Here is a 16965-nt window from a genome sequence, read left to right on the forward strand (position 1 = left end):
ATGGAACATTATCTAAGTTTATTTGTTAAGTCCGTATTTATTGAAAATATGGCACTTTCTTTCTTCCTTGGAATGTGTACATTTCTTGCGGTTTCTAAGAAAGTTTCAACAGCTTTTGGTTTAGGGATTGCGGTAATTGTAGTATTAGCAATTTCTGTTCCTGCTAACCAATTAGTTTATGAACACGTTTTAAAAGATGGTGCATTGATTGAAGGTGTTGATTTAACCTTCCTTAACTTCATCACATTTATCGGTGTAATTGCTGGTATTGTACAAGTACTTGAAATGGTATTAGATAAATACTTCCCAGCACTTTATAGTGCATTAGGTATTTTCTTACCATTGATTACCGTAAACTGTGCAATCTTTGGTGCAGTATCTTTTATGGTTCAACGTGAATATAACTTCGGGGAATCAGTCGTTTATGGTATTGGTGCTGGTACAGGTTGGATGTTAGCAATCGTGGCATTAGCAGGTTTAACAGAAAAAATGAAATATTCTGATGTTCCTGCAGGTTTACGCGGATTAGGTATTACCTTTATTACCGCAGGCCTAATGGCACTTGGTTTTATGTCTTTCTCAGGCATTCAATTATAAGGAGCGTATCGAATGGATAATTTTATTTTCGGTATCGTGGTATTTACTGCCCTTGTATTAGTGCTTGCAGTACTTATCCTATTTGCTAAATCGAAATTAGTGGACAGCGGTGATATCACCATTTCTATCAATGATGATCCTGAAAAAGCGATTACTTTACCTGCTGGTGGTAAATTATTAGGTGCTCTTGCAAGTAAAGGAATCTTCGTATCATCTGCTTGTGGTGGCGGTGGCTCTTGTGGTCAATGTATCGTTAAAGTAAAAAGTGGTGGTGGTGAAATTTTACCAACTGAATTATCACATATTACTAAACGTGAAGCGAAAGAAGGCTATCGTCTTGCTTGTCAAGTAAACGTAAAAAGCAGTATGGACGTGGAATTACCAGAAGAGATCTTTGGTGTGAAAAAATGGCAATGTACCGTTATTTCTAACGATAACAAAGCAACATTTATCAAAGAACTTAAATTACAAATTCCAGAAGGGGAAGAAGTTCCATTCCGTGCCGGTGGATATATTCAAATTGAAGCTCCTGCTCATACGGTAAGATATGAAGATTACAAAGAGTTAATTGACAAAGAATATCACGAAGATTGGGATAAATTTAACTTATGGCGTTATGTGTCTAAAGTTGATGAGCCAATTATTCGAGCTTATTCAATGGCTTCATACCCAGAAGAAAAAGGGATTATTATGTTGAACGTGCGTATTGCTACACCACCACCAAATAACCCTGATGTACCACCAGGTCAAATGTCATCTTACATTTGGTCATTAAAAGCTGGCGATAAAGTCACAATTTCAGGTCCATTTGGTGAATTCTTCGCGAAAGATACTGATGCTGAAATGGTATTTATCGGTGGTGGTGCAGGTATGGCACCGATGCGTTCACATATTTTTGACCAGTTAAAACGTTTAAAATCTAAACGTAAAATGACTTTCTGGTATGGTGCTCGTTCAAAACGTGAGATGTTCTATGTTGAAGATTTTGACGGCTTACAAGCTGAAAATGATAACTTCAAATGGCACGTGGCACTTTCAGATCCACAACCAGGTGATAACTGGGACGGTTATACAGGCTTTATTCACAACGTACTTTATGAAAACTACTTAAAAGATCACGAAGCTCCTGAAGATTGTGAATACTATATGTGTGGACCACCAATTATGAATGCATCTGTAATTAAGATGCTAAAAGATCTTGGTGTTGAAGATGAAAACATCTTATTAGATGATTTCGGTGGCTAACACTAAAATCTAAATTAAATAAGCGGTCAGTTCGTGTAAAATTTTTACAAGAAATGACCGCTTACCCATTTAGAAAATAATCAAAAATATAGTTGAATTGAGTATTTTTTTGCTTATTTTTTGTATTTAAGGAGCTTTTGTGAGAATCAAAAAATTATCTGCAGGATTTGCTTTTGCAATTTTTACCCTTTTACTCACCGCTTGTAACAAAGAGCCTGAGCAAGTTTTATTGGAAGGGAAAACAATGGGAACAACTTACCACGTCAAATATATTGATGATGGTAGTATAAAGAATTTACCAAAGCCCGAAACGATTCAAAAAGAATTAGATATTCTCTTGAAAGAAGTGAATAACCAAATGTCCACCTATCAAAGAGAATCTCAAATTAGCCAATTTAATCAATATCATACAGTAGATAGTTCATTTAACGTTGCCAAAGATTTTGCATTAGTGGTTGAAGAAGGTATTCGTTTAAATAAAGTAACAGATGGTGCTTTAGATATTACTATTGGGCCTTTGGTTAATTTATGGGGATTTGGTCCAGATAAACGTTTAAACAAAGTGCCAACCGCAGAACAAATTGCAGAGAGAGCAAAATCCGTAGGGATTGAAAAACTCATTGTTGCTTTTGAAAATAATGATCGACAAAATGGCAACGCATTCTTACAAAAGAAAGAGCCCAACCTGTATGTAGATCTCTCATCGATCGCAAAAGGTTTTGGGGTTGATAAGGTCGCTAACCACCTAAATAGCTTAGGTCTTGAAAATTATCTTGTTGAGATTGGGGGGGAAATTTATGGAAAAGGTAATAATTTGAAAAAACAGCCTTGGACAATAGCGATTGAAAAGCCAGAATTTACGCAAGGCACATCAGTACAAATTGCAGTACCACTACATAATTTAGGAATGGCTACATCAGGAAACTACCGTAATTATTTCGAAGATGAGCAAGGTAATCGTTTATCACATATTATTGATCCTAAAACGCTACGCCCGATTAGTCATAATCTGGCTTCCATTACGGTTTTTGCACCAACAACAATGACAGCAGATGGTCTATCAACAGGCTTATTTGTCCTTGGTGCAGATAAAGCTCTTGAAGTCGCCGAACGTGAAAAACTAGCTGTATTTTTGATTATTAAAAATGGTCAAGAATATGAAACAAAAATGTCGAGTGAATTTAAAAAACTCATTAAAGAATAACGAATAAAAGGAAAACAAATGGAAACTATCTTAATCACCTTCGGATTTTTTGTTGCTATCGTATTTATGATGTCGATTGGTTTTATTATTAAAGGTAAAACCATTAAAGGTAGCTGTGGCGGTATTACTGCACTAGGAATGAAAAAAATGTGCGACTGTGAAGAACCTTGCGATAATTTACAAGCTAAGTTAGCAGCAGGAGATGAATCAGCCAAAGCTGAATATGAGCAAAAATTTGCTAAAAAAGAAACGCAGTTTTATGAAGTGAGGTAATAACAATGGCTGACTCTAATTTGTATCAACAAGCCAAAGCTATTTTGTTCGGTGTTTCAGTCGCTGATGCTTTAGGTGTACCCGTTGAATTTAAAAGCCGAGAATATTTGCATTTATATCCTGTAACTGAAATGAAAGGATATGGTACTTATAATCAACCTGAAGGCACTTGGTCTGATGATAGCTCGATGACATTTTGTCTAGCTGAATCACTCACTAATGGCTTTAACTTAGACGATATTGCTCAGAAAAGTGTTCAATGGATGACACAAGCGTATTGGACACCACATAATGAAGTCTTTGATATTGGAATCATTACCCGACAATCTCTAGCTAGATATATTCAAGGTATTCCTACACAAGAATGTGGTGGAAAAGATGTAATGGATAATGGCAATGGGGCATTGATGCGAATTTTACCTTTGCTCTTTGAAGTGAAAGATATGCCTTTAAAGGAGCGTTTTTCGACAATCTGTGCTGTGTCTAGCTTAACGCATAGACATATTCGTAGCCATTTTGCTTGTTTGTATTATCTGGAGTTTGCGGCTGAATTACTCAAACAAAATGACAAATTTATAGCATATCAGAATGTTAATGAAAGAATTGCCTCTTTTATCCAAGAGGTAGAAATTTCAGAAATTGAGCCATTTAAGCGGTTAGTTTTGGGTGACATTTCACATCTTCCAGAAGATGAAATCCAAAGTAGTGGCTACGTTATTCATACATTAGAAGCGAGTATTTGGTGTTTATTGAAAACAGATAACTATCGAGATGCTGTACTAAAAGCAGTGAATTTAGGGCAAGATACAGATACTACTGCGGCAGTAACGGGGGGATTAGCTGGGTTATTTTATGGCTTTGATGCGATTCCGACAGAGTGGGTTAATTTATTAGCGAAAAAGGATAATATTGAGAAACTTTCTATTCGTTTCTCTGAGTATTATATGCAGAAAGTATAGGTGTAATAATGGCACAACAGATAGATAATGTGCGTTGGAAACAACGCTTTGAGAATTATAAGAAAGCTGTTACACAATTAGCTAATGCCATAGCGGAATATGGAGATACCGAAATTGATATTATAAAAGAAGGTATTGTGCAACGTTTTGAATTTACTCACGAACTTGCGTGGAAACTACAAAAAGATATTTTAAAAGCACAAGGTGAGGTCGATATTTTTGGTTCAAAAACAGCATCTCGTATGGCATTTAATCGAGGTTTAATTACACAAGGTGAAATATGGTTAGATATGATCGAAACTCGTAATGTTACGGTACATACCTATGATGAAACTATCTTGAATACCCATTTTAAAAAGATCACCCAAGAATATTTGCCACTTTTTCTTCAATTTGTTCAGCGAGTAGAAAAATTGTGTCAGACTTTGGACTAAGCCCTCGCTCTTATGAGCAGATAAGTCAGATTTTGGCAAAATACCCAGAAGTAGAGCAAGCTATTATTTATGGCTCTAGAGCAATGGGTAATTATCAGGAAGGATCGGATATCGACTTAACGCTAAAAGGTAAAAATTTAACGAACCTAGTGGCTAGCAAAATTTGGCGTGATTTAGACGATTCTTATTTGCCTTATTTATTTGATTTATCTATCTATCATCAACTTACTCATTCCCTTCTTATTGAACATATTGATAGAGAAGGAAAACTTTTTTATAAACGAGCAGATAATCAATGAAATCAAAAACTTACGAAAACCATTTTCCCAAACTAACAGAACAGCAACTGGCAGAAAACGCAAATAAAAAAGTAATTTGTGGAATGTCGGGTGGTGTAGATTCTTCCGCTTCAGCTTTTATTTTGCAACAACAAGGCTATCAAGTAGAAGGCTTGTTTATGAAAAATTGGGAAGAAGATGATGATACAGATTATTGTACCGCAGCTGCCGATTTAGCCGATGCTCAAGCAGTTTGCGATAAATTAGGGATTAAATTACATAAAATTAACTTTGCAGCAGAGTATTGGGATAATGTTTTTGAACATTTCCTTGCGGAATACAAAGCAGGTCGCACACCTAACCCTGATATTTTATGTAATAAAGAGATCAAGTTTAAAGCATTCTTAGAATATGCTGCAGAAGATCTCGGGGCAGATTTTATTGCAACAGGGCACTACGTTCGCCGTCCAGCATTGGATCAGCAACCTAAATTATTGCGTGGGTTAGATAGTAATAAAGATCAGAGTTATTTTCTTTATACTTTGAGCGAACAGCAGGTGGCTCAAAGCCTTTTTCCTGTGGGAGACATTGAAAAACCAATTGTAAGAGCTATCGCTGAAGATCTGGGACTAGCTACCGCAAAGAAAAAAGACTCTACGGGAATCTGTTTCATTGGTGAACGGAAATTTAAAGATTTCTTAGCACGTTATTTACCTGCTCAAGCTGGGGATATTAAAACAGTCGATGGCCAAGTTATTGGTCGCCACGATGGTTTAATGTATCACACACTAGGGCAACGCAAAGGCTTAGGCATTGGTGGAGTGAAAGGGGCGAGTGAAAATGCGTGGTATGTGGTTGAAAAAGATCTGATCAATAACGTATTGATTGTTGCGCAAGGGCAAGATAATTCAGCGTTACTTTCCACAGGGTTAATTGCAAGCCAATTACATTGGGTTGATCGCCAAGCTATTCGAGACAATTTACGTTGTACTGTGAAAACACGTTATCGCCAAGCAGATATTTCTTGTGAAATTATTCCTATTGATGATGAAAATATCCGAGTTATTTTTGATGAGCCACAAATTGCAGTAACACCCGGGCAATCTGCCGTTTTCTATCAAGGCGAAGTTTGCTTAGGTGGTGGAATTATTGAAGAGCAGCTGAAATAGATAAATAAAGGTGTAATGGACAAAACACTTACCTATTTTTCCATTACACCGTTAATTCTACCCCAAACTCACCACATCAGGCAATTTGACTAATTGGTTAAGTAATAGCTCAATAGTTCGTTCACTTTGCACTTTAACGTTTAGCTCAATGGTGTTGTTTTCTGTTTGGGTTTGGAGTGCGATCACTTCAAAACCACGATGGCGGATAACTCGTAACAAACGCTCTAAAGTTTCTGGGCGTTTGTTGGCTTGAATAGTTAAATCATAAGTTTTCATTATTAGACCCCAATATCTTCTTCAATCATATCGCTATTACACGCATTCGGTGGCACAAGTGGCCATACATTTTCTTCGTCAGGAATACAAACGTGTAGTAAATATGCGTCTTTCGCATTCAGTAAGCGGTTAATTGCATCGGAGACTTGGCAAGCCTTTTCAATGCGTTCACCCGCAATACCAAAGGCAGAAGCAAGTGTTACAAAATCAGGGTTGTCATCTAAAATTGTTTGGCTATGGCGTCCGTGGAAGAAAAGTGATTGCCATTGGCGAACCATTCCCAAACGTTGGTTATCCAGTAGTAAAATTTTAATTGGTAAATTCGCACGTTTAATCGAGCCGAACTCTTGAATGTTCATCATCAATGAGCCATCGCCTGTAATTAAGATAACAGGATCTTGTGGGCGAGCTTTCGCAACCCCTACCGCAGCAGGCAAACCAAAGCCCATTGTGCCAAGCCCTGCCGAAGTTAAATAATTTTCAGGGGCATAATGTTGCATATGCTGTGCCGACCACATTTGGTGCTGTCCAACATCAGTGGTAATTACGGCATTTTGTGGTTTACGCTGAGAAAGTGTATGCACCAATGCCCAAGGGTCAATTTCTTTATCGCCACTATTTTCAATATAACGGAAATCAAAATCCGCTTTTAAACGGAGAATATCTTCACGCCAAGGATCAATCTCTAACGGTTGGCTTAGTGCATTTACCGCTTCAATCAGATCGCCCTGTAAAGCAACATTAGCTTGACGTAATTTATTGATTTCCGCCACGTCAATATCGGCGTGAATCACTTTTGCATTTGGGGCGAATGTATCAAGTTTGCCTGTTACTCGATCATCAAATCTCGCACCGAATGCAATAAGCAAATCGCACTCTTGTACAGCATAGTTAGCCGCTTTTGTGCCGTGCATTCCTAACATTCCCATATAAAGCGGATGTTGTGGCGGAATAGTGCCTAATCCTTTTAGGGTAGAAACAGATGGAATATTGGTAATTTCTAGGAAGTTTCTCACCGCTTGTACTGCCCCAGCCATTCCAACGCCACCGCCTACATATAAGATTGGGCGTTTCGCTTCGGCTAATAGGGCTTTAGCTTGTGCTAAAGCGGTAGGATTTTGTGCATTATTTGCAAGTTTTGGATAAACAATCGGTTGTGCTGATGTTGGAGAAAACTGTACGTCTTTTGGAATATCCACTAGCACAGGGCCTGGGCGACCACTTTGAGCAATTTGGAATGCTTTAGCTAATACTTCGGGCAATTCATCAATATTTTGTACAATAAAGCTATGTTTAGTACAAGCCAAAGATAGCCCTAATACATCAATTTCTTGGAACGCATCAGTACCAATAAAAGATGTAGCAACTTGTCCAGTGATTGCCACAATAGGAATTGAATCCAATAATGCGTCCGCTAATCCTGTAATTAAATTGGTTGCTCCAGGGCCTGACGTAGCAATACAAACGCCTGTTTTCCCTGTTGAACGAGCATAACCGATCGCTGCAATAGCTGCCCCTTGTTCGTTACGACAAAGTAAGTGATCTAAACCTGAATCATAAATTGCATCATAAACAGGCATTATTGCTCCACCCGGATAACCAAAAATGGTTGTTACACCGTGAGCTTTTAAGCTTTCTACGACTAAATTTGAGCCATTCATTAAATGTTGTGTCCTAAATTTTTTTATGCGAATGAAAGTGTTATTGATAACATAGATTAGCTTAATTTTGAACAGCTTAACTGAAATTTGCTAAAAAAAGTTGAAAAAAACAGAATTAGCACCATCTATTTGTTCATTGAACAAGGAGAAAACTATGCCTATTTTGCTATTTTTTGTCGGACTATTTTTATATATCTATTGTGAAATCTCATTATTGGTTGCGGTAGGCTCATCAATTGGTGTATTGCCACTTATTTTATTGATGATTGCCATTTCTGCATTAGGTCTGTGGGTGATTAAATTACGCGGAATTATGACAGTATTAAGTATCCGCCAACAAATTGCTCAAGGGCAAATCCCAACTCAAGCGGTGATTTCATCACTCTTTTTTGCAATTGCAGGCGTGTTGCTTTTAATTCCTGGCTTTCTGAGTGATATTTTAGCATTATTGCTACTCTTACCGATAACAAGAACACTCTTACAAGGGCTTGTGCTTAAACTTGTCGCCAACAAAGTTCCATTTCATTTTTCTGGTTCATTCCATTCGCACTATAACCGACAAGCTAAACCATACGATAATAATACCTTTGATGCGGAATTTGAACGTAAAGCAGATGAAGATAAATGGATTAAGTAATCAACTGCTATAAATGATGTAATACGACTTTTTTCCCTTGGTGTTCGATCAACTCAGCATCAAGGGAAAATATTTCTTGTAAATTTTCTGAAGTTAAAATCTCATCGGGCGTTCCAACTAAGCGAATTTGCCCATCTTTCATTGCAACAATCGTATCCGCATAGGCTGCCGCCATATTGATATCGTGAACCACCATTATCGTTGTTAAATTCAGCTCATCGGTTAATTTACGCAACAAACGCATTAGCTCACGAGCGTGAAACATATCTAAATTATTTAAAGGTTCATCTAATAAAATATGCTGAGTTTGTTGGCAAAATGTCATTGCAATCAAAGCTCTTTGACGTTGCCCACCTGATAATTCACTTAAAAACCGTTGTGAAAAATCTTGCAATTCAAAGCGTTTAAGAGCTTGTTCGACAATAGTGTTATCTTGCTCTGTCGGTCTTCCTTGATGATGTGGATAACGCCCAAACATCAATAAATCTTGTACAGTAATTCGACTATGAATAGCATTATCTTGAGTCAAAATCGCAAGGTGCTTAGCAATTTCTCTTGATGATGTTTTATGAATATCTTTTTCATCAAGCCAAATTTGCCCCTGTTGTAATGGTATTAAACGAGCAATCAGCGATAATAATGTTGATTTTCCAGCCCCATTCGGCCCAACTAATGCCGTAATACCGCCATTTTGAATTGTTAAATCTACATTGCGTAAAATAGTCGCATTACCAATATGATGATTAACCTGACTGATTTTAATCATTATCTATCCTTATTTTTGTCGGCGATACATTAGTCCAATAAAGACCAATCCACCGATAAATTCAATTACTGCACTTAATACGCCTTGTAAACCAAGAATTTGCTCAAAAACCACTTGCCCTAAAATAAGCGTAATCGCAGAAGTAAGAAAGACCGCAGGAATACGCACAGAATGGTGCATTGTCTGTGTCATTGCATTTACAATCGCACAAACTAATAACCCTAAAAAGAGAATTGGCCCGACTAACGCTGTTGAAACTGATACTAATAGGGCACTACAAATCAGTAATTGGCGAGAAAAGCGGTGATATTCTATACCTAAACTGATGGCTGTGGATTTACCGAGCAGTAATACATCAAGTCGATGACGCTGTTTCCAGATCCAAATCGCACTCACGATCGCAAGCACAATACCAATCCATAATACATCAGAATTTACCGTATTAAATTGAGCAAAATAAGAGCCTTGTGCAACAGCAAATTCTGTTGGGTCAATCATTCGTTGGAGCAAATTAGTTAGACTTCTAAATAGCATTCCAAAAATCACGCCGACTAAAATCATTTTGGTTAAATCAACATTCTCTTTGGTCAATGTTCTAAACAATAGTAATGCTCCGCTAACCATCAGTAATGTTTCAAACAAAAATTTGCCACTTTGGTCAAGTTGCGTAAAGCCAATTCCCCCAAAGAAAAAGATCAATAAGCTCTGTACTAAAATATACAGAGCATCAAATCCTAATATACTCGGAGTAAGAATCGGATTGTGGGTTAGTGTTTGAAACAGCAAAGTGGAAACGCCTATGGTATAACCAATAGTGATCAGTAACAGCAATTTTTCACTACGAAAAGCTAAGACAAAATCCCATTGTCCACGAGCATTATAGGTCATAAATAAACAAGCAGATGCTACAAATAGTAACGATAATAGTGGCAGTAAATGTTTAGCCTGCATTACGTTTCCCCTTAAATAATAGGTAAAGGAAAAGTACCGTACCTATAATGCCGAAAATCGTTGAAATAGGAACTTCATAAGGTGCGTTAATCGTACGTCCAATAATGTCGCAAATCAGCACCAAATTTGCCCCCATTAGTGCCACAGAAGGTAAATTATGGCGCAATCGATCCCCAGCTAAACGAGAAACAATATTTGGTACAACCAATCCAATAAAAGGAATTTGTCCAACTGTAACTACTACGACTGCAGTAATCATTGCTACAACAACTAGAGCTAACCACGTCATTTGACGGTAATTTACCCCCAAGCTAGTACTAATATGCTGTCCTAGCCCTGCAATACTCAGCTGATCTGCCATAATATAGATCACGATTGCTAAAATTGCCGTTAGCCACAATAATTCATAGCGACCAGATAAAATGCCTGAGAAGTCCCCTGTAAACCAAACAGAAATAAGTTGTAAACTTTCCGTTTGATAAGCAACAAAGGTTGTACCTGCTTCAATTACGTTACCAAATACAATACCAACAAGAGGAATCATTAACTGTTGATGGGGAGGTAAACTGCGTAATAACCCCATAAAAATAGCCATTCCGATTAAGGCTGTTAGCGTGGCTACTGACATTTTGACCATTAACGATGTAGCAGGGAATAGCAAGCTGACAATCAAAATCCCAACTGCAGCACTTTGAGTTGCTCCAATCATACTCGGTTCAAGAAAACGGTTTTTCAACACAATCTGCAATACCATTCCAGCAATGCCAAGTGTTGCACCAACCAGTAAGACTGCAAGTGTTCTAGGTAAGCGACTGATAAGCAGTAATTGCATTTGTGCAGGATCAGAAAAGAGTTGCGACCAATTAAAATCCGCAACCCCAGTCATCATACTGATGACACAAAGCACTAATAGCAATAGAAAATTAAGACGATTAAGTGAAAACATAATCAAATAATAGAAACAAGCGGTAAGATCTTCACATTTTTTTGCGAAAAATTGCCACAATCTTACCGCTTGTATTGAGGATTATCTCTTCTCAAATGCGTTTTTGATAGTGGTTAAGTCCATTTTAATCTGTTCAAAGCCACCTGGAGCAAGGTAAGATGCACTACTTAAATAAACGATTTGGTTATTTTTCCACGCTTTTGTTTGGTGAACAAGCTCGTTATCTAATACTTCTTTTGCTGACTTACCTTCTTGACCAATGGCTGAAATACGATCTAATACAAACAACCAATCTGGATTTAATTTTTGAATCAATTCAAAGGAAATAGGCTGCCCGTGTCCCGCACCTTTGATCGTTTCATCTGCTAAAGGAACACCTAAATCATTATGAATCCAACTTAAACGATAACCCGTTCCGAACGCAGAAATTTTACCGCCATTTACTAAAATGATTAAACCATTGCCTTTTCCCTTCACGGCTTGTTGTGTTTCGGCAAATAAGGTATTGATTTCATTTGTTAATTTTTCAGCTTCTAATTGTTTTCCAAATAGCTTACCAAAACTCTCAATACGTTTTAACGCACTCTCAATGAGTTTATCGCCATTATCAGTCATATCAATCGTAGGAGCTAATTTACGCACATCATCGTATTTTTTCGCCGTACGAGTACCCACGATAATTAAATCTGGTTTTAGCTCATTTAATGCTTCTAAGTTGGGTTCAAACAACGTACCAACAGGTTTTGCTTGCTCAAAAGTCGGCTTAAGATAGGTTAAGGCTTTTACCGCATCTGGTGCACCATCAATCTTAACACCTAATGCTTGAAGTGTATCTAAACTTCCTGTATCAAATACAGCAATTTTCGTAGGATTAGCTTTTAAAGTTACTTCGCCACGAGCGGTTGGAATAGTAACATCATTCGCCCACGCACTTGCCATCAACGTTGCACATCCTAATGTGATCAATAATTTTTTTAACATATAAGCTCCTTCCATAAAATTGAGAATTGTTATCATATATTCTACACATATTTTATAATTTGTGTAGGGAGTTACATCATTAATTCTTATATGTCAGCTATACCTGCAAAATTTGCAGAGAGTAGCAAGGCAAGATCTTGCGGAGCAAGTTCTACATCTAAGCCTCGTTTGCCACCTGACACAAAAATGGTTGGATAATTATTCGCAGACTCGTCAATCACCGTTGCTAAACGTTTTTTCTGCCCTAATGGGCTAATGCCGCCCAGTAAATATCCTGTTGTTTTCTGGGCAATATCTTTATCTGCCATTTCCACTTTTTTCACACCAAGTGCCTGAGCTGCACGCTTGAGATTGAGCATTTTTGATACTGGCACAACCATTACGGCGAGTTTTTTCTGATCCCCATTTTCTGCCACCAACAAAGTTTTAAAGACTTGATCGGGATTAAGCCCTAATTTTTCCACGACTTCTTGTCCAAAATTCGTGTTATTTGGGTCGTGTTCGTAAGGGTGAAGCGTAAAAGGGATTTTTTGCTTTTTGAGTAAATTTATCGCTGGAGTCATTCTGTTTTCCTAAGTTGCACTGTTTTCCTAATATTCACTGTTTTTCATTCGCAAAAAAGTGAAATCAAGGTAGAATTAGCCTTTATTTTGAAGGGAGATAGCCAGAATGGCAAATATTCAGTTAGCAATTGCGGCAGATTTTTTATTAGCGGAAAAATTATTAGAGATTTTAGAACAGAGTGAGCTTGCTATTGAGCGTATTAGTGCAGTTGAACTAGAAAGTTTCGGCGAAGAACATTCATTACGTTTAGGCAGTAAAGCTGTTGAGCAGATCCCATTAGAAGAAGTTGATTGGTCACAATTTAGCCACGTTTTATTTGCAGGAAAAATGGCACAAGCAGAACAACTGGCTCAAGCTGTACAAGCAGGTTGTACTGTACTGGATTTATATGGTATTACCGCGTTAATTGGTAATGTGCCTGTTATTGTGCCAAGCATAAATGATGAGATGATAGCGAATGTGCGTGAACGAAATATTGTTGCTTTGGCAAATCCGCAAATCACACAGTTAGCACTTGCAATCAAGCCGTTGTTACAGCAACCTATCCAGCATATTTTTGTGAGTTCATTACTACCGTCTGCCTATTTTGGCGATGAGAAAGTACGAGAATTAGCAGGACAAACCGCACAATTGCTTAATGGTATTCCCCTTGATGATGAAAAACCAAGAGTTGCTTTTGACGCAGTGCCAGCGAATGTACAAGGAGATGAGAGCAAATTACCGTTTTCAAGAGCTTTTGAATTGCAACTTGCAAAAGTATTACCAAATCTCACCGCTTCTGTGACTTTCCATTCTGTTCAAGTACCTGTCTTTTACGGTATTTCACAAATGGTAAGCATTCAGTCTGACTATCCACTAAATGCCGATGAACTAAGCCAAGAATGGCAACAACAATCTTGGGTAAACTTCAATCAAGAGAATGTTGTTACAGCGGTTAAAAATGGTGAGCAAAGCGAGGAAAATGAAGAAAACATTCTGCAAATAAGCCAATTACTCTCGAAAAATGAGCATAGCTTACAGTTCTGGAGCGTGGCTGATGAACAGCGTTTTAGTCTAGCATTTTTAAGTGTGGAATTACTTAAAGGTGTTTTAGATTACGCATAGCTTAAATATGCAGAGATAATGAAGGGGCTATTGTTTGTTTTTTCCCCTTCAGTTCTTTAAAATGCACCGTTTTTTACTTTACTTTCTAGGATCATTATGTTTGAAAAACTTTTCCAAATTAAGCAAAAAGGGAGCTCTGTAAAAACAGAGATTGTGGCTGGGATCACTACCTTTTTCACAATGGTTTACATTGTTTTTGTAAACCCATCTATTCTAGGTGTAGCAGGAATGGATACCCAAGTCGTATTCGTGACTACCTGTCTAATTGCAGCTTTCGGCACTATCGCAATGGGCTTGTTTAGTAATCTACCGATTGCCCTTGCACCTGCAATGGGGCTGAATGCTTTTTTTGCCTTTGTTGTGGTACAAAAATTAGGTTTCTCTTGGCAAACAGGTATGGGAGCGATCTTTTGGGGATCTGTTGGTTTATTCCTTTTAACGGTACTACAAGTTCGCTACTGGTTTATGTCTGCAATTCCGCTTGGATTGCGTGTCGGTATTGGTGCAGGTATCGGGCTATTTATTGCACTTATCGGATTTAAAAATATGGGCTTAGTCGTGGCAAATCCAGCAACCCTAGTGGCTTTAGGAGAATTACACGATCCGAAAGTACTAATGGGGATTTTAGGTTTCTTCATTATTGTTATTCTCGCTGCTCGTGGCGTTTATTCTGGCGTATTGGTATCTATTGCAGTAATTACAGGATTAGCACTGATTTTTGACCCTGCGGTTACATTCAATGGTGTTATCTCATTCCCACCAAGTCTTGATGCTGTTGTCGGACAAGTGGATGTTGCAGGTGCGTTAGATACAGCCTTACTTGGTATTATTTTCTCATTTATGTTAGTGAACCTATTTGACTCATCTGGTACATTGATTGCAGTAACCAACAAAGCAGGCTTTGCTGATGCACAAGGCCGTTTCCCGAAAATGAAACAAGCTCTTTATGTTGATAGTGTCAGTGCGATGGCAGGTTCATATATGGGGACATCTGCAATTAGTACCTATATCGAAAGTGGCTCAGGCGTTTCAGTAGGTGGCCGCACAGGTTTAACCGCAGTAGTGGTGGGTATTTTATTTTTACTTACTATTTTCTTTTCGCCTTTAGCAAGCCTTGTACCTGCTTATGCTACGGCTGGTGCATTAGTCTTTGTTGGGATTTTAATGGCATCAAGCCTGATTGAAGTGAAATGGGACGATCTCACTGAAGCAACACCTGCATTTATTACCACAGCGATGATGCCATTTACCTATTCTATTACAGAAGGTATTGCATTTGGTTTTATTAGCTATTGTGTAATGAAAATCTGCACTGGCAGACTAAAAGAGATAAATGCCCCTGTTGCAGTGGTTTCTTTACTCTTTATTGCAAAATTTGTTTGGGTAGGTTAATTCATTAACTTGCAATATTTTTCAACAATCTAACCGCTTGGAAATAATCCAATTAGGAACAACTTATGCAAAAGCTACTCTTTATTATCAATGCTGCACCTTATGGTAATGAAACATTTTTTAGTGCATTACGTTTGGCATTACAAATTCAAGAACAGCATCAAACACAACTTAAATTGTTTTTGATGTCTGATGCTGTTGTTGCTGGACTAGCCAAGCAAAATCCAACTGAAAGCTACCACGCTCAACAAATGTTAGAAATTCTGACTGCCCAAGGTGCAAGTGTTAAACTCTGCAAAACTTGTACAAATGCTCGTGGTATTACTGAATTGCCCCTAGCTGAAGGCGTAGAAATTGGTACTTTGGTTGAATTGGCGGATTGGACAATTGAAGCAGATAAAATCTTAAATTTTTAATGAGAGTATAAAATGACCACAAAACTAACACCTGATGAAGCGATAGATATTGCTTACGATATTTTCTTAGAAATGGCAGGAGAAAATCTTGATCCTGCGGACATTCTACTTTTCAATTTACAATTTGAAGAACGTGGAGCAGTTGAAATGGTGGAAACGAGTGACAACTGGGCTGATGAAATTGGTACCTTGATCGACCCTGATGCCTTTGCAGAAGTTTGGGTTGGCTTAATCAATGAACACGATGAAATGGACGATGTATTCGCTCGTTTCTTAATTTCTCACGAAGCCGAAAATCGTGAGTACCACGTCATTTGGAAAGAATAGGAGAAAATAATGGCAAATCCCTCAATCAATGCGTTTTCACAAAAATTCCGAGATGCAATGGCTCACTTATCTGCCGCCGTTCACGTTGTAACAAGTAATGGTGTAGCAGGAAAAGTTGGCATTACAGTTTCTTCGGTCAGTTCTGTGAGTGATAATCCTGCAACCGTTCTCTTTTGTGTGAACCAAAGCAGTGCCTTGCACGACATCATTAAGCAAAACGGTAAAGTTTGTATCAATGTGCTAAATCACCAACAGCAAGATATTGCCAAGCATTTTGCCTGTATGCTAGACAGTACAATGGAAGAACGATTTGAATGGGATATTTGGGATAATGGTTGGCAAAATCAGCCTGTTCTACGCAATGCAATTTCTGCCCTACAAGGCGAAATTGTCGAAACTCACACCGTAGGAACACACTCTATTTTTATAGTGCGTTTAGCTGAAATTGAATGCCAACCTAACCATAGCCTTGTCTATTTTGCTAGACAATTTAAAACTGTTGAGATCTAAGCTGAATTGATAGAAATCAATAAACCCCAAAAAGACCGACTAAAACAGTCGATTCAGATTATTGACAAAGTCTTTTTTCATTCGGACGCCAGCGTGGCGTCCCTACAAGAAAAGTTATAACCAATTGAAAAATAACAGATTTTATTTTGTTGTGTAGGGACGCCACGCTGGCGTCCGTTTATTGAATACAACAAATTAGGGTTTGTCAGCGGTCTGGACCGACTAAAACAGTCGGTTTTTTATTGCTGAAAAAAAACCAAAGGCATAAGATATTC

General features: G+C 37.9%; 21 protein-coding genes. 14 read left to right on the forward strand and 7 right to left on the reverse strand.

Translation table 11 applies throughout. The annotated features are described in order from the left end of the window. From nqrE to mnmA, 8 genes are all read left to right on the forward strand, one after another. Positions 1 to 597: an NADH:ubiquinone reductase (Na(+)-transporting) subunit E gene (gene nqrE / locus A1D25_RS02765; protein WP_157394175.1), complete on the forward strand. Its 597-nt coding sequence runs from the start codon at positions 1 to 3 to the stop codon at positions 595 to 597. A gap of 12 nt (positions 598 to 609) precedes the next feature. Next, complete coding sequence (nqrF, locus tag A1D25_RS02770) at positions 610 to 1842, forward strand: NADH:ubiquinone reductase (Na(+)-transporting) subunit F (RefSeq protein WP_157394176.1); 1233 nt, start codon at positions 610 to 612, stop codon at positions 1840 to 1842. Between the two features lie 145 nt (positions 1843 to 1987). After that, positions 1988 to 3046 (forward strand): FAD:protein FMN transferase, encoded by a 1059-nt coding sequence (locus A1D25_RS02775; RefSeq protein ID WP_240327094.1) that lies wholly within the window; start codon positions 1988 to 1990, stop codon positions 3044 to 3046. A gap of 18 nt (positions 3047 to 3064) precedes the next feature. Further along, positions 3065 to 3319 carry a (Na+)-NQR maturation NqrM gene (nqrM, locus tag A1D25_RS02780; protein WP_157394177.1) on the forward strand — a complete coding sequence of 85 codons (255 nt, stop codon included), beginning with the start codon at positions 3065 to 3067 and terminating at the stop codon, positions 3317 to 3319. 5 nt (positions 3320 to 3324) lie between these two features. Further along, entirely contained in the window at positions 3325 to 4278 is a 954-nt protein-coding gene (locus tag A1D25_RS02785) for an ADP-ribosylglycohydrolase family protein (RefSeq protein WP_157394178.1), read from the forward strand. An 8-nt stretch (positions 4279 to 4286) separates the two neighbouring features. Continuing rightward, on the forward strand, positions 4287 to 4712 hold the full coding sequence (locus tag A1D25_RS02790) for a nucleotidyltransferase substrate binding protein (protein ID WP_157394179.1): 426 nt from the start codon (positions 4287 to 4289) through the stop codon (positions 4710 to 4712). Then, a complete protein-coding gene (locus A1D25_RS02795; RefSeq protein WP_157394180.1) occupies positions 4694 to 5011 on the forward strand; it encodes a nucleotidyltransferase domain-containing protein in 318 nt (105 codons plus the stop codon). Before A1D25_RS02790 ends, A1D25_RS02795 begins: the two co-directional genes overlap by 19 nt. Then, positions 5008 to 6159 (forward strand): tRNA 2-thiouridine(34) synthase MnmA, encoded by a 1152-nt coding sequence (gene mnmA, locus A1D25_RS02800; RefSeq protein WP_157394181.1) that lies wholly within the window; start codon positions 5008 to 5010, stop codon positions 6157 to 6159. The genes A1D25_RS02795 and mnmA overlap by 4 nt, the downstream gene beginning before the upstream one ends. Before the next feature lie 57 nt (positions 6160 to 6216). Here mnmA and ilvM read toward each other — a convergent pair whose 3' ends face one another. Together ilvM and ilvG are read right to left on the reverse strand one after the other, a co-directional pair. Beyond that, positions 6217 to 6435, reverse strand: a complete 219-nt coding sequence (ilvM, locus tag A1D25_RS02805; protein ID WP_157394182.1) for an acetolactate synthase 2 small subunit — start codon at positions 6433 to 6435, stop codon at positions 6217 to 6219. Between the two features lie 2 nt (positions 6436 to 6437). Continuing rightward, a complete protein-coding gene (gene ilvG, locus A1D25_RS02810) occupies positions 6438 to 8096 on the reverse strand; it encodes an acetolactate synthase 2 catalytic subunit (protein ID WP_157394183.1) in 1659 nt (552 codons plus the stop codon). Between the two features lie 154 nt (positions 8097 to 8250). Here ilvG and A1D25_RS02815 point away from each other — a divergent pair, with 154 nt between their 5' ends. Next, the gene (locus A1D25_RS02815; RefSeq protein ID WP_157394184.1) at positions 8251 to 8733 is read left to right on the forward strand and encodes an FxsA family protein; all 483 of its coding nucleotides are present in this window, start codon (positions 8251 to 8253) and stop codon (positions 8731 to 8733) included. A gap of 7 nt (positions 8734 to 8740) precedes the next feature. On the opposite strand, the gene A1D25_RS02820 is transcribed toward A1D25_RS02815, so the two are convergent. From A1D25_RS02820 to ybaK, 5 genes are all read right to left on the reverse strand, one after another. Continuing rightward, positions 8741 to 9499, reverse strand: a complete 759-nt coding sequence (locus A1D25_RS02820; protein ID WP_157394185.1) for an iron ABC transporter ATP-binding protein — start codon at positions 9497 to 9499, stop codon at positions 8741 to 8743. Positions 9500 to 9508: 9 nt separating this feature from the next. Further along, a complete protein-coding gene (locus A1D25_RS02825) occupies positions 9509 to 10450 on the reverse strand; it encodes an iron chelate uptake ABC transporter family permease subunit (RefSeq protein WP_240327093.1) in 942 nt (313 codons plus the stop codon). Further along, complete coding sequence (locus A1D25_RS02830; RefSeq protein ID WP_157394186.1) at positions 10440 to 11396, reverse strand: ABC transporter permease; 957 nt, start codon at positions 11394 to 11396, stop codon at positions 10440 to 10442. The genes A1D25_RS02825 and A1D25_RS02830 overlap by 11 nt, the downstream gene beginning before the upstream one ends. A gap of 81 nt (positions 11397 to 11477) precedes the next feature. Next, a complete protein-coding gene (locus A1D25_RS02835) occupies positions 11478 to 12377 on the reverse strand; it encodes a siderophore ABC transporter substrate-binding protein (protein ID WP_157394187.1) in 900 nt (299 codons plus the stop codon). An 86-nt stretch (positions 12378 to 12463) separates the two neighbouring features. After that, complete coding sequence (gene ybaK / locus A1D25_RS02840; protein ID WP_157394188.1) at positions 12464 to 12940, reverse strand: Cys-tRNA(Pro)/Cys-tRNA(Cys) deacylase YbaK; 477 nt, start codon at positions 12938 to 12940, stop codon at positions 12464 to 12466. A gap of 106 nt (positions 12941 to 13046) precedes the next feature. On the opposite strand from ybaK, the gene A1D25_RS02845 reads away from it, so the two are divergent. The 5 genes from A1D25_RS02845 (at position 13047) to hpaC (ending at position 16690) form a co-directional block, all read left to right on the forward strand. Further along, complete coding sequence (locus A1D25_RS02845; RefSeq protein WP_157394189.1) at positions 13047 to 14045, forward strand: oxidoreductase; 999 nt, start codon at positions 13047 to 13049, stop codon at positions 14043 to 14045. 96 nt (positions 14046 to 14141) lie between these two features. Beyond that, positions 14142 to 15437, forward strand: a complete 1296-nt coding sequence (locus A1D25_RS02850) for an NCS2 family permease (RefSeq protein WP_157394190.1) — start codon at positions 14142 to 14144, stop codon at positions 15435 to 15437. A gap of 65 nt (positions 15438 to 15502) precedes the next feature. Beyond that, positions 15503 to 15853, forward strand: a complete 351-nt coding sequence (locus A1D25_RS02855) for a DsrE/DsrF/TusD sulfur relay family protein (protein WP_157394191.1) — start codon at positions 15503 to 15505, stop codon at positions 15851 to 15853. Positions 15854 to 15865: 12 nt separating this feature from the next. Continuing rightward, positions 15866 to 16180: an HI1450 family dsDNA-mimic protein gene (locus tag A1D25_RS02860; protein WP_157394192.1), complete on the forward strand. Its 315-nt coding sequence runs from the start codon at positions 15866 to 15868 to the stop codon at positions 16178 to 16180. A gap of 9 nt (positions 16181 to 16189) precedes the next feature. After that, positions 16190 to 16690 (forward strand): 4-hydroxyphenylacetate 3-monooxygenase, reductase component, encoded by a 501-nt coding sequence (hpaC, locus tag A1D25_RS02865; RefSeq protein ID WP_157394193.1) that lies wholly within the window; start codon positions 16190 to 16192, stop codon positions 16688 to 16690. The last annotated feature ends 275 nt before the right edge of the window (positions 16691 to 16965 follow it).

It is taken from the genome of Ursidibacter arcticus (genome assembly GCF_009761375.1).
GTDB classification, from domain to species: Bacteria; Pseudomonadota; Gammaproteobacteria; order Enterobacterales; family Pasteurellaceae; genus Ursidibacter; species Ursidibacter arcticus.

Coding starts and splice junctions, on each gene's coding strand:
- nqrE (WP_157394175.1), top strand. CDS start 1: ATGGAACATTATCTAAGTTTATTTGTTAAGTCCGTATTTATTGAAAAT.
- nqrF (WP_157394176.1), top strand. CDS start 610: ATGGATAATTTTATTTTCGGTATCGTGGTATTTACTGCCCTTGTATTA.
- nqrM (WP_157394177.1), top strand. CDS start 3,065: ATGGAAACTATCTTAATCACCTTCGGATTTTTTGTTGCTATCGTATTT.
- A1D25_RS02785 (WP_157394178.1), top strand. CDS start 3,325: ATGGCTGACTCTAATTTGTATCAACAAGCCAAAGCTATTTTGTTCGGT.
- A1D25_RS02790 (WP_157394179.1), top strand. CDS start 4,287: ATGGCACAACAGATAGATAATGTGCGTTGGAAACAACGCTTTGAGAAT.
- mnmA (WP_157394181.1), top strand. CDS start 5,008: ATGAAATCAAAAACTTACGAAAACCATTTTCCCAAACTAACAGAACAG.
- ilvM (WP_157394182.1), bottom strand. CDS start 6,435: ATGAAAACTTATGATTTAACTATTCAAGCCAACAAACGCCCAGAAACT.
- ilvG (WP_157394183.1), bottom strand. CDS start 8,096: ATGAATGGCTCAAATTTAGTCGTAGAAAGCTTAAAAGCTCACGGTGTA.
- A1D25_RS02815 (WP_157394184.1), top strand. CDS start 8,251: ATGCCTATTTTGCTATTTTTTGTCGGACTATTTTTATATATCTATTGT.
- A1D25_RS02820 (WP_157394185.1), bottom strand. CDS start 9,499: ATGATTAAAATCAGTCAGGTTAATCATCATATTGGTAATGCGACTATT.
- A1D25_RS02825 (WP_240327093.1), bottom strand. CDS start 10,450: ATGCAGGCTAAACATTTACTGCCACTATTATCGTTACTATTTGTAGCA.
- A1D25_RS02830 (WP_157394186.1), bottom strand. CDS start 11,396: ATGTTTTCACTTAATCGTCTTAATTTTCTATTGCTATTAGTGCTTTGT.
- A1D25_RS02835 (WP_157394187.1), bottom strand. CDS start 12,377: ATGTTAAAAAAATTATTGATCACATTAGGATGTGCAACGTTGATGGCA.
- ybaK (WP_157394188.1), bottom strand. CDS start 12,940: ATGACTCCAGCGATAAATTTACTCAAAAAGCAAAAAATCCCTTTTACG.
- A1D25_RS02845 (WP_157394189.1), top strand. CDS start 13,047: ATGGCAAATATTCAGTTAGCAATTGCGGCAGATTTTTTATTAGCGGAA.
- A1D25_RS02850 (WP_157394190.1), top strand. CDS start 14,142: ATGTTTGAAAAACTTTTCCAAATTAAGCAAAAAGGGAGCTCTGTAAAA.
- A1D25_RS02855 (WP_157394191.1), top strand. CDS start 15,503: ATGCAAAAGCTACTCTTTATTATCAATGCTGCACCTTATGGTAATGAA.
- A1D25_RS02860 (WP_157394192.1), top strand. CDS start 15,866: ATGACCACAAAACTAACACCTGATGAAGCGATAGATATTGCTTACGAT.
- hpaC (WP_157394193.1), top strand. CDS start 16,190: ATGGCAAATCCCTCAATCAATGCGTTTTCACAAAAATTCCGAGATGCA.